Source organism: Micromonospora sp. NPDC049799 (assembly GCF_040656655.1).
Classification (GTDB): domain Bacteria; phylum Actinomycetota; class Actinomycetes; order Mycobacteriales; family Micromonosporaceae; genus Micromonospora.
Genome location: NZ_JBFAMU010000141.1, coordinates 1 through 11046 on the forward strand (window position 1 = coordinate 1; position 11046 = coordinate 11046).

11 protein-coding genes and 1 pseudogene are annotated in these 11046 nt (G+C 74.0%); 10 read left to right on the forward strand and 2 right to left on the reverse strand.

The window, feature by feature from the left end:
- Positions 1 to 602 (forward strand): annotated as a pseudogene (locus tag AB0I76_RS13470) (F420-dependent oxidoreductase); the annotation flags it as partial.
- Here AB0I76_RS13470 and AB0I76_RS13475 read toward each other — a convergent pair.
- On the reverse strand, positions 584 to 937 hold the full coding sequence (locus tag AB0I76_RS13475; RefSeq protein ID WP_357034232.1) for a MerR family transcriptional regulator: 354 nt from the start codon (positions 935 to 937) through the stop codon (positions 584 to 586). The pseudogene AB0I76_RS13470 and the gene AB0I76_RS13475 sit on opposite strands and share 19 nt — an antisense overlap.
- Positions 938 to 990: 53 nt before the next feature.
- Between AB0I76_RS13475 and AB0I76_RS13480 the strand changes: the two genes are divergently transcribed.
- The gene (locus AB0I76_RS13480) at positions 991 to 2001 is read left to right on the forward strand and encodes an aldo/keto reductase (protein WP_357034234.1); all 1011 of its coding nucleotides are present in this window, start codon (positions 991 to 993) and stop codon (positions 1999 to 2001) included.
- Positions 2002 to 2203: 202 nt separating this feature from the next.
- Positions 2204 to 3103: a TIGR01777 family oxidoreductase gene (locus AB0I76_RS13485; protein WP_357034236.1), complete on the forward strand. Its 900-nt coding sequence runs from the start codon at positions 2204 to 2206 to the stop codon at positions 3101 to 3103.
- A gap of 92 nt (positions 3104 to 3195) precedes the next feature.
- Here the strand turns inward: AB0I76_RS13485 and AB0I76_RS13490 are convergent, their stop codons facing one another.
- Positions 3196 to 4422 (reverse strand): PHB depolymerase family esterase, encoded by a 1227-nt coding sequence (locus tag AB0I76_RS13490; protein ID WP_357034238.1) that lies wholly within the window; start codon positions 4420 to 4422, stop codon positions 3196 to 3198.
- Between the two features lie 232 nt (positions 4423 to 4654).
- Here AB0I76_RS13490 and AB0I76_RS13495 point away from each other — a divergent pair, with 232 nt between their 5' ends.
- The 7 genes from AB0I76_RS13495 to AB0I76_RS13525 all read left to right on the forward strand — a co-directional run bounded on the left by AB0I76_RS13495 (position 4655) and on the right by AB0I76_RS13525 (position 11020).
- Positions 4655 to 6475, forward strand: coding sequence for a DUF2079 domain-containing protein (locus tag AB0I76_RS13495; protein ID WP_357034240.1), 1821 nt, complete (start codon positions 4655 to 4657; stop codon positions 6473 to 6475).
- Positions 6476 to 6513: 38 nt separating this feature from the next.
- Positions 6514 to 7155 (forward strand): lipoyl(octanoyl) transferase LipB, encoded by a 642-nt coding sequence (gene lipB / locus AB0I76_RS13500; RefSeq protein WP_357034242.1) that lies wholly within the window; start codon positions 6514 to 6516, stop codon positions 7153 to 7155.
- A gap of 128 nt (positions 7156 to 7283) precedes the next feature.
- Positions 7284 to 7628 carry a YciI family protein gene (locus tag AB0I76_RS13505; RefSeq protein ID WP_357034244.1) on the forward strand — a complete coding sequence of 115 codons (345 nt, stop codon included), beginning with the start codon at positions 7284 to 7286 and terminating at the stop codon, positions 7626 to 7628.
- Between the two features lie 88 nt (positions 7629 to 7716).
- Entirely contained in the window at positions 7717 to 8934 is a 1218-nt protein-coding gene (locus AB0I76_RS13510; protein ID WP_357034246.1) for a sigma-70 family RNA polymerase sigma factor, read from the forward strand.
- A 72-nt stretch (positions 8935 to 9006) separates the two neighbouring features.
- Entirely contained in the window at positions 9007 to 9711 is a 705-nt protein-coding gene (locus tag AB0I76_RS13515; RefSeq protein ID WP_357034248.1) for an SRPBCC family protein, read from the forward strand.
- Positions 9708 to 10382: a DUF4166 domain-containing protein gene (locus AB0I76_RS13520; RefSeq protein ID WP_357034250.1), complete on the forward strand. Its 675-nt coding sequence runs from the start codon at positions 9708 to 9710 to the stop codon at positions 10380 to 10382. Before AB0I76_RS13515 ends, AB0I76_RS13520 begins: the two co-directional genes overlap by 4 nt.
- A gap of 14 nt (positions 10383 to 10396) precedes the next feature.
- Positions 10397 to 11020, forward strand: a complete 624-nt coding sequence (locus AB0I76_RS13525) for a TetR family transcriptional regulator (protein WP_357034252.1) — start codon at positions 10397 to 10399, stop codon at positions 11018 to 11020.
- Positions 11021 to 11046: the final 26 nt, after the last annotated feature.

Consider the following 11046-nt stretch of genomic DNA (forward strand, 5'->3'; position numbering starts at 1 on the left):
CGGGCCGCGTACGCCGGTGCGTGGCCGTGGCCGAGGCCGTGCGCGCCCTGCTCGACGGCGAGGAGGTCACCGTCGACACGCCGGACCTGGTCATGCGCGGCGCACGGCTGGACCGGCCCCGGCCCGTCCAGGCCCGGATCCCGCTGACCATCGGCACCGCGAACTCCCGACTGCTGCGGTGGGCGGGCGCCCACGCCGACGTCGTCGGGCTCGCCGGTCTCGGGCGCACGCTCCCCGACGGGTACGCCCACGAGGTCCGCTGGCGGGAGGCCGACACAGAGGCGCAGGTGGCGCAGGTGGCGGCGGGCGCGGCGGGCCGGGCCACCCCGCCCGTGCTGGAGGCCCTGGTGCAGCAGGTGGTGGTCACCGACGACGCCGAGGCCGCCGCCGCATCCACCGCCCGGGACACCGGCCTGACGGTGGAGGAACTGCTCGCCACGCCGTACGTGCTGATCGGCACCGAGGACGAGATCGTCGCGGCCGTCGCCGCGCACGAACGCCGCTGGGGCATCACCCGTTTCGTCGTACGCCGTGACGCGCTCGATCCGCTCACCCCGGTCCTCGGCCGCCTCGCGGCGGACGCTCAGGCGAGCCGCTCGTAGAAGCGGATCTTCTCCCGGAGGTGGTCGTACTGGCGCTCGAGCAGGCGCATCTGCTCCTCCACCCGGGCGGCGTGCCGTTCCAGCAGGGCCCGGCGGTCGGCGCTGGTGTGCTCGCCCTCCCGGGCCAGTTCGGCGTACCGGCGCATCTCGGCGATCGGCATGCCGGTGTCCCGCAGGCAGCGGAACAGCACCAGCCAGCCCAGGTCGTCGTCGGTGAAGACGCGCTGCCCGCCGGGCGTGCGGTCGACCGCGCCGAGCAGCCCGATCTTCTCGTAGTAGCGCAGGGTGTCGAGGCTGAAGCCGCTGCGCCGGGCGGCCTCGGAGGGTGCGTACATGTCCGCAGGCTAGTGCTTGACCTGGAGCGCACTCCAGGCTGAAGGCTGTACGCATGAGGACGACACGGACACTGGGACGCAGCGGCATCGAGGTCAGCGCGCTCGGCATGGGTTGCTGGGCGATCGGCGGACCGTTCTGGGAGGGTGACCAGCCGCTCGGCTGGGGCGAGGTCGACGACGACGAGTCGGTGCGCACCATCCACCGGGCGCTCGACCTGGGGGTGACCCTCTTCGACACGTCCAGCAACTACGGCGCGGGGCACAGTGAGCGGGTCCTCGGCCGCGCCCTGGCGGGTCGCCGCGACCGGGTGGTGATCGCCACCAAGTTCGGCTACCCGACCGACGAGGCCACCCGTCAGGCCACCGGCACGGACGCCAGCCCCGAGTACGCGCGGCGGAGCCTGGAGGGTTCGCTGCGCCGGCTCGGCACCGACCACGTCGACCTGTACCAGCTGCACGTCAACGCGCTGCCGGCGCCGCAGGCGCTCGACCTGGTCGACACCTTGGAGGACCTGGTCGCCGAGGGCAGCATCCGGGCGTACGGCTGGAGCACCGACGACCCGGAGTCGGCGCGGGCGTTCGCGGCAGCGGGACGGCACTGCGCCGCGATCCAGCACGACCAGTCGGTGCTGAGGGACAACGCGGCGATGCTCGCCGTCTGCGACGAGTTCGACCTGGCCAGCCTCAACCGGGGACCGCTGGCCATGGGCCTGCTCACCGACCGGTACCAGGGCTCTCCGGCGGCCCGGGGCCGTGACGACGTGCGCGCGGTGGCCCCCGAGTGGCTGCCCTGGTTCACCGACGGCGTGCCGGACGCCGAGTGGGCCGACCGGGTGGCGCGGGTCCGCGAGGTCCTCACCGCCGACGGGCGTACCCTCGCCCAGGGCGCGCTCGGTTGGCTGCTGGCGCGCAGCCCGCGGACGCTGCCGATCCCCGGCTGCCGCACGGTGGCCCAGGCGGAGGAGAACGTCGGCACGCTGGCGTACGGTCCGCTGCCGGAGGCGGCCTTCGCCGAGGTGGAGACACTCCTCGCCGACCTGCGCGCCGCCCCGGCGACGGCCTGACCGCGCGAGGGTGCCCGCCGGCGGCGCCCCGACGCCCGGCGAGGGGCGTTCGGAACGGGCGTCCGGCCGCGCCCTGAGGAGACTCGGCCCTACCCACCGCCGCCACCGGCCGACCGCCGCCGACCGCCGGACGTATGGCGACAGGTGGGTGCTCATGCCGCGCACCGCATCCAAATCCGGCCGGGTGGCCGAAGATAGGGGCATGCGGATCCTCATGGCCGGCGCGTCCGGCTTCCTCGGCACCCGGCTGGTCGACCGGCTCACCGCGGACGGGCACCAGGTCGTCCGGCTGGTCCGGCGGACGCCGCGCACTCCCGACGAACGGCAGTGGAACCCGTCCGCCGGTCAGCTCGACCCGGCGGTGGTCACCGAGGCCGACGCCGTGGTCAACCTGGCCGGCGCGGGTGTCGGCGACAAGCGGTGGACCGACGAGTACAAGCAGCTCATCCGGACCAGCCGGGTCGACACCACCACCACGTTGGCGGTCACGATCGCGGGCCTGCCGGCCGCCGACCGGCCGACGGTGCTGCTGAACTCCTCAGCGGTGGGTTGGTACGGCGACACCGGTGACCGGTCGGTCGAGGAGGACGCCCCGGCGGGCGAGGGTTTCCTCGCCGACGTGTGCCGGGTGTGGGAGGCCGCGACCCGGCCGGCCGAGGACGCGGGCGTACGGGTGGTGCGGCTGCGCACCGGCCTGCCCCTGCACCGCGACGGCGGGCTGCTCAAGCCGCAGCTCCTGCCGTTCCGGCTGGGCATCGCCGGGCGGCTCGGCAGCGGCCGGCAGTGGCTGCCCTGGATCTCGATGACCGACTGGCTGGACGCGACCCGGTTCCTGCTCGACCGGGACGACCTGGCCGGCCCGGTCAATATGGTGGGCCCGACGCCGGTGACCAACGCCGAGTTCACCAGGGAACTGGCTCGACAGCTGCACCGGCCGGCGGTCATTCCGATCCCGGCCCTGGCGTTGAGGGTGGCGCTCGGTGGCTTCGCGCAGGACGCCCTCGCGAGCACCCGGGTGCTGCCGGGCGTGCTGACGAGGGCCCGCTTCGCCTACCGCCACCCCGACCTGTCCAGCGCCCTGCACGCCGCCCTGACGGAGTAGGGAAGGGCCCCCTGGTAACGCCTGGCGTAGAGCAGGGGGCCCTTCTTGACAGCACCCGACGCTGGGACGCCGCGCCGGGTCGGTGTGATGGGTCAGCAGCCGATCACCCAGTAGCCGGGGCCGGTCTGCTTGAGGGTGCTGGTGTAGAAGGTGTTGTAGAGGCCCATCCGCTGGTTGGAGCCCTTGGCGTACGCGTAGCCGCCGGAGGCGTACGCGCGGCCGGCGGTGACGTGCGCGTAGTTGCTGGCGGTGACGCACGTGGGGCTGGTCGTCGGGGTGGGGGTCGGCGACGCGGTCGGGGTGGGCGTCGGGCTGGTGGTCGGCGTCGGGGTGGGGTTGGTGCCGCCGCCGTTCAGGCCGAAGAAGACCGCGTCGTAGTACGTCGAGCAGATGGTGTCCAGGATGTACGCCCCGGCGGTGCCGCACTGGTCCTGCGCCGAACCCGGGTCGACCGGCGTGCCGTGGCCCATCCCGGAGACGCGGTAAAGCCGCACGTCGTTGTTGCCGTACACCTCCAGGCTGGTGCTGGCGGGCAGCGACGCGGTGCTGGTGGGGGTCTGCGACACGCCCCGGACGTTGGTCCACTGGTCGCGCAGTTCGGTGGCGTTGGCGGGCACCACGACGTAGTCCGACGTGCCGTGCCAGATCGAGACCCGGGGGTACGGGCCGGCGTAGCCGGGGTAGGCGTTGCGTACCAGGTCCCCCCAGGCGGCCGGGGTCTTGTCCACCCCGCTGTACTGGCAGGTGGTGGTCGTGGCCGGCGGCGAGCAACGGTACGGCAGCCCGGCGATGACCGAGCCGGCGCGGAAGACGTCCGGGTAGGTGGCGAGCATGACCGCGCTCATCGCCCCGCCGGCGGAGAGCCCGCTGACGAAGACACGTCCCGCGTCGGTGCCGTAGTTGTTCTTGGCGTAGTCGACCATCTGCTTGATCGACAGCGCCTCGCCCTGGCCGCGCTTGATGTCGCCCTCGACGAACCAGTTGAAGCAGGAGTTGCCCTGGTTGGCGCTGGACTGCTGGGCGACGAGGACGGTGAACTTCCACTGGTCGGCGTACTTCTGCCAGCCGGTGCCGTTGAAGTAGCCGGGGCCGTTCTGGGTGCAGCCGTGCAGGAGCACCACGGCGGGGGCGTTGGCCGGCAGGTTGTCGGGGCGGTAGGCGTACAGGGAAAGGTTGCCGGGGTTCGAACCGAACCCGGTGACCTGGGTCAGGCTGGCGGCCTGGGCGGGGGCGGACACGGCGACGACCGCCGCGGCGGCCAGGACGAGCCCGGCTGCCGCGCCGGCCAGCCGGGCGAAGATGGTGGGGTTGCGGCGCACGGGGGCCTCCTGTCGGGGATTGTGAACTGGGTCACCCGCGAATTGCCGCGACGTTACGTCCGCGTGTCAGTCATGTGACATGGGCCACGGTCACACATTCGTCGTTGTCGAGGTGTGCGTGCGGGTCCGGCGGGTTGAGCGGGGGTCCTTCTACAACGCGAGGCGTTAACCGGGGGGCCCTTCCTTGCACGTCTGGCGGGCGTGTCCAGATCCGGTTGGTAACGTCCGCTGCGTGCCGACCTCCCCGTCCCTGGCTCCCTCGCCGGCCTCCGTGCCCCGTGCCGTCCGCGACCGCCGGGCCGACCTGGTCGTGGTGCTGGTCGCGCTGGCCCTGGCCGTCTGGGTGACGAGCGGCCTGTGGCGGGACCCGAACGGCCGCGCCATCACGGTCAACTCCAGCGACCAGGCGCTCTTCGAGTGGCTGCTGGCGTTCGGCGGCCATGCGCTCACCCACGGGGAGAACCCGCTCTTCACGTACCTGATCAACGTCCCGGACGGGGTCAACCTCGCGGTCAACACCTCGATCACCGTGTACGCGGTGGTCTTCGCGCCGCTGACGTACCTGATCGGGCCGCCGGCCACCTTTCTGGTGATCCTCACCCTCAACCTCGCCGCCACCGCGCTGGCCTGGTACTGGCTGCTCTCCCGGCAGTTCGGCCTGGGCGGGCTCGCCGCCGGGGTGGGCGGGCTGTTCATCGGCTTCTCCCCCGGCATGGTCTCGCACGCCAACGCCCACCTGAACTGGACCGCCGGCTGGCTGGTGCCGCTGCTGATCTGGCGCGTGTTCGCGTTGCGCCGCCCGGAACACCGGCTGCGCGACGGGGTGATCCTCGGCGTGCTGGTCGCGGTCGCGTTCTCCATCGCGGCCGAGGGACTCTTCTTCACCGCCCTGGCGCTCGGCGTCTTCGTCGCCGTGTGGGCGCTGCACCCGGCCACCCGGGATGAGGCGCGGGCGGTGCTGCCCGGCTTCCTGGGCGGGCTCGCGGTGACCGCCGTGACCGCCGGCGTGCTGCTGGCGTACCCGCTGTGGCTGCACTTCGCCGGCCCGCAGCGCTTCCACGGCACCGGCTTCGACGCCGTGATCCACTCCGAGGACGTCGCCGCGTACGGGGCGTTTCCGAGCCGGTCCCTCGCCGGCGAGGCCGGGCTGGGGACCCCACTCGCCCCGAATCCGACCGAGGAGAACTCGTTCTTCGGCTACCCGCTGCTGGTGCTGACGGTCGCCTGCTTCGTGCTGCTGTGGCGGAGGGCCGCGCCCGGCCGCCGGGCCACCCTGTGGGCGTTGGGCGTCGTCGCGGTGACCTTCGCGGTGCTCTCCTTCGGGCCGGTGGCGAAGGTCGAGGGCCGCCGGGTCGACCTGCCGCTGCCCTTCGACCTGCTCGGGCAACTGCCGGTGGTGAACGCCGCCCTGCCCGCCCGGCTGGCCCTCGTGGTGGCACCGGTCATCGGGGTGCTGCTGGCGTACGCGGTGGACCAGCTCCGCGCCGACCCACCCCGGCGGCGGCCCGCGCGGCTGGCGTGGGGCGCGGGATTCGCGGCGGCGCTGCTGCCGCTGCTGCCGATGCCGCTGCTGACCGTCGAGCGCGAGCCGATCCCGAGGTTCATCACCTCCGGCACCTGGACGGAGTACGTCTCCCCGGGCGGCGTGCTCACCCCGCTGCCCCTGACCCTGGACGTGTACCCGGACGGGCAGCGCTGGCAGGCGTACGCCCTCGCGCACCAGCAGGGCGAGTTCACCATCCCGGCCGGGTTCTTCCTCGGCCCCGGCGGCCCGGACGGCCGGGGCCAGATCGGCCCGCCGCGCCGGCTGCTGAGCGACCTGATGGACCAGGCCGGCCGGACCGGCCTGGTGCCCATCATCACCGCCGGCACGGTCACCGTGGTCCGGGAGGACGTGCGCCACTGGCGGATCGAGACGCTGGTGCTCGCCGACGAGGTGCACGGGGCCAAGTGGCCGGTCGACGAGGACGCGATCCGGCGTACCGCCACCGTCCTGTTCGGCGAGCCGCAGCGGGTCGAGGACGTGTGGGTGTGGCGGGTACCGCAGTCGTGAGCAGGGGTGACCGGCCGGTACGGGTCTAGGCTTGCAGCGTGACCGCCACGACCTCCGGCCTGACGGCCGTCCGCGCCGGTGTCCTCGACTACCAGGCCGCCTGGGACGAGCAGCGCCGGCTGCACGAGTCCGTGGTGGCCGGCGAGCGCGGGGACACGGTGCTGCTGCTGGAGCACCCGAGCGTCTACACCGCCGGCAAGCGCACCGAGCCGTGGGACCGCCCGATGGACGGCACGCCCGTCGTGGACGTGGACCGGGGCGGCAAGATCACCTGGCACGGCCCGGGTCAGCTGGTCGGCTACCCGATCCTGCGGCTGCCCGACCCCGTCGACGTGGTCGCCTACGTCCGGCGCACCGAGCAGCTGCTGATCGACGTGTGCGCCGAGTTCGGGCTGACCGCCGGCCGCGTCGAGGGGCGCAGCGGCGTGTGGGTGCCCGAGGACGACCGGGGCCCGGCCCGCAAGGTGGCCGCCATCGGCATCCGCGTCGCCCGGGGCGTCACCCTGCACGGCTTCTCCCTCAACTGCGACTGCGACCTCGCGCACTTCGACCGGATCGTGCCCTGCGGCATCCGCGACGCCGGCGTCACCTCGCTCACCGCCGAGCTGGGCCGGCCGGTCACCGTCGCCGACGCGCTGCCGGTGGTCGAGCGGCACCTGCCGACCCTCGTCGCGGCCTGAGAAAAATCTCCTCCGCGGTGTCCCGCCGGACGGTCCCCCGATCGTCCCCATGGTGGAGCCGGCGAACAGCGCCGGCTCGGACACCTGGAACCGGTGCGCAGCGCCGGCCCGGACGCGAGGAGCGGACCATGCCCACCTACATCGCGCTGACCTACACCGCCGACGTCGACTGGACCAACCCGGAGCACGCGGACGAGATGGCCGAGTACCGGGAGTTCGGCCAGGCCGCCCAGGCCGTGATCCGGGGCGGATCGGCGCTCTACCCGACCACCACCGCCACCACCGTCCGGGTGTCCGGCGGCAAGGGCGGCGACGTGCTCACCAGCGACGGCCCGTACGCCGAGACCAAGGAGGCCCTCACCGGCTTCTACCTGTTGGAGTGCGCGGACCTGGACGAGGCCGTGGCCGTGGCCGCGACGATGCCGGCGGCCTGGAACGGCGCGGTGGAGATCCGCCCCGTCATCTCGACGTGACGGTTCGGTGACGACCCGCGCGGCGGGGCCCGGCTCCGGCTGGGCTCCCGCCCCACCGGACGCGACGGTTCCCGTCGGGACCGGGTCGATGCCGGTCGACGCCGTGGCCCGCGTGCTGCGGGAGGAACGGACCCGCATCCTCGCCACGCTGATCCGGGTGGTGGGCAGCATCGACCTGGCCGAGGACGCCGTCGGCGACGCGGTGGTGCGCGCCCTGGAGTCCTGGCCGCGCGACGGGATCCCCGCCACTCCGCGCGCCTGGCTGCTGGTCGTGGCGAAGCGGCGGGCGATCGACCTGCTCCGCCGGGAGGCCCTCCGCGCCGGGAAGGAGGCCGAGGCCGTGTCCCTGCTCGATCCCGACCCCGAGCCGCCCGAGGTGGTGCGGGACGACCTGCTCCGCCTGGTCTTCACGTGCTGCCACCCGGCCCTGTCGGTGGACGCCCAGGTGGCGCTCGCCCTGCGGACGCTCGCCGGGCTCTCCACGGCGGAGGTCGCCCGCGGCCTGCTGGTACCGGAGGCGACGATGGCCAAGCGGCTGACGCGGGCGCGGCAGAAGATCGCCCGGGCTGAGATCCCGTACCGGGTGCCGGCCGCCGAGGAGCTGCCGGACCGGCTGACCGGTGTCGCCGCGACCGTCTACCTGATCTTCAACGAGGGCTACGCCGCCGGAGCCGGCGACGACCTGGTCCGGACCGGCCTGACCGACGAGGCGCTGCGCCTGGCCCGGCTGCTGGCGGAGCTGATGCCGGACGAGCCGACCGTGCTCGGCCTGCTGGCGCTGCTGATGTTGCAGGACTCCCGCCGGGCCGCGCGCGTCGACGCCTACGGCGGGCCGCTGCTGCTGGCCGAGCAGGACCGGTCCCGCTGGGACCGGGCCGCGATCGTCGCCGGGGTCGAGCTGGTCGGGCGGGCGCTGCGCCGCAGCCCCGACCGTCCCGACCGGTACGCGGTCCAGGCCGCCATCGCCGCCTGCCACGCGCTCGCCCCGACGTACAACCGGACACCGTGGGACGCGGTGGTCTCCTGGTACGACGTGCTGCTCACCGTCCACGACACCCCCGTGGTCCGGCTGAACCGCGCGGTGGCCGTGGCCGAGCGGGACGGGCCGGCGGTGGGACTGGCCGTGGTCGACGCGATCGAGGGGCTGGCCGGATACCCGTGGTGGCACGCCTCCCGGGCCGAGCTGCTGCACCGCCTGGGTCGGGGCGGCGAGGCGGCGTCCGCGTACCGGGCCGCGCTGGCCCTGGACGTCAGCGTTCCCCAGGCCGCCCACCTGCGTCGCCGCCTCGCCGCCCTATCCGCCTGACCCCACTCTTGAGCAGTCGCTCAAATACCGCTAACCTCCCTCTTGAGCGATCGCTCAAGAACGGGGGCCGGCATGCGCGCCATCTATGTCGAGACACGTGTCGACGCACCGGTGGAGCATGTCTGGCGAGCGACGCAGGACCCCGGGGCCCACCGTCGGTGGGACGCCCGCTTCGGCCGGATCGACCCGGTCCCCGGCAGCACGCCGGCCCGGTTCCGGTACGCGACGACGGTGGTTCCCGGGGTGTCGGTCGGCGGCTGGGGCGTGCACGTCGGGGAGCGGTCCCGCCCGGACGGCACCCGCACCTCCGCGCTGCGCTTCGGCTCGGACGACCCGCGCTCGCTGATCGCCGTGGGCTCGGGTTACTGGCGCTACGTGCCCGGCCCGGCCGGGGTGCGGTTCCTGACCGGCTACACCTACACCCCCCGGTGGGGACCGCTGGGCCGCCTGGTCGACCTCGCCTTCCGTCCCGCGTTCGGCTGGGCAACCGCCTGGTCGTTCGACCGGCTCCGGCTCTGGCTGGAGCACGGTGTACCGCCCGAGCGCGCCCGGCGCAACGCGGTCCGGGAGGTCGCCGTACGCCTGCTCGGGGTGGTGTCCGTCGGCCTGCTGGCCGGCGGGGCCGGTCGCATGCCGGCCGCCGTCACGGTCCTCGCCGCCTCGCTCGTCGTGGTGGTGCTGCCGCCACACCCGCACACCCCGGCCGCCCGCCGCTGCCGGCGCCGCCCGCCGGACCGTCTCGCCGCCCGTCCCCCCGCGCTGTTGGAGAAGCTGTGACCTCGGTGTTCCGTCGCGCCCTCGGCGCCGACTTCGACCGGCTGCACCCGGAACTGCAGCGCCGCTTCGGCGTCGACGGCGCCACCCACGTCGGGTGCGTGGGCACCGGCGTGATGGAGCGCGTGTGGCGGGGCGCCGCGTTCACCGCCCCGTTCCTGCACCTGGGCACCCTGCGGCACGTCCTGTTCCCGGAGACCGGGGAGCACGTGCCGTTCACCATCGAGAACTACGCCTACACCGACTCGTACGGCCGGCCCACCCTCACCTTCGTCCGCACCTTCCAGGTGTCCCCGCACCGCCGCCGCCGCTTCGACGCCACGATGGTGTGGAGCGAGCAGCGCGGCGTCCTGGTCGACTACCTCGGCACCCACCAGCATCTCGCCGTGGACCTGCACCTCGGCGTCGACGTCACCGGCGCGCTCACCGTCCGCAGCGGCGTCTACCGCTCCCGGGGCGGCCTGCGCTGTCCCGCGATGCTGACCGGCGAGGCCCGCCTGCGGGAGTGGTACGACGAGGGCACCGGCCGCTTCGGCATCCGGGTGGCGGTCACCAACCACCGGTTCGGGCCGCTGTTCGGCTACACCGGCAGCTTCACCCTCCGGTACCTGTGCCCGGACCGGGCACCGGTGCCCGCCGCCGTACGACCGCTGCGGGAGAATCCTCGGGAATGACTGAAGGGACCCGCATGGCCGCCACCCGCGACAAGCTGATCGACGGCGCGCTCGCCGCGATCCGGGCCCACGGCATCGCCGGGGTGTCGGCCCGGACCATCGCCGCCGCCGCCGGGGTCAACCAGGCCCTGGTCTTCTACCACTTCGGCAGCGTCGACGACCTGCTCACCGAGGCGTGCCGCAGCGCGACCGCCGCCCGCGTCGCCGTCTACCGCGAACGCTTCGCGGACGTACGCTCGCTGCGCGAACTGCTCGACCTCGGGCGCACGCTGCACGAGCAGGAGCGCGCCGAGGGGAACGTGGCGGTGCTGGCCCAGATGCTGGCCGGCGCCCAGACCGACCAGCGGCTCGCCGAGCCCACGGCGTCGGCGCTGCGGCTCTGGACGGCGGAGATCGAGACGGTGCTGCGGCGGCTGCTGCGCGACTCCCCGCTCGCCCCGGTCACCGACCCGGCCGGGCTGGCCCGTGCGATCTCCGCCGCCTTCGTCGGCCTGGAACTCTTCGAGGGCGTCGACAACGCCGGCGCGCGGGACGCGTTCGACGCCCTGGAACGGCTGGCCGTCCTGGTCGAGGTGGTCGACGACCTGGGCCCCCTGGCCCGCGCCGCCCTCCGCGCCAAACTCCGCCCCCTAACCTGACCCCACCCCCACCCCCCACCCCCCAC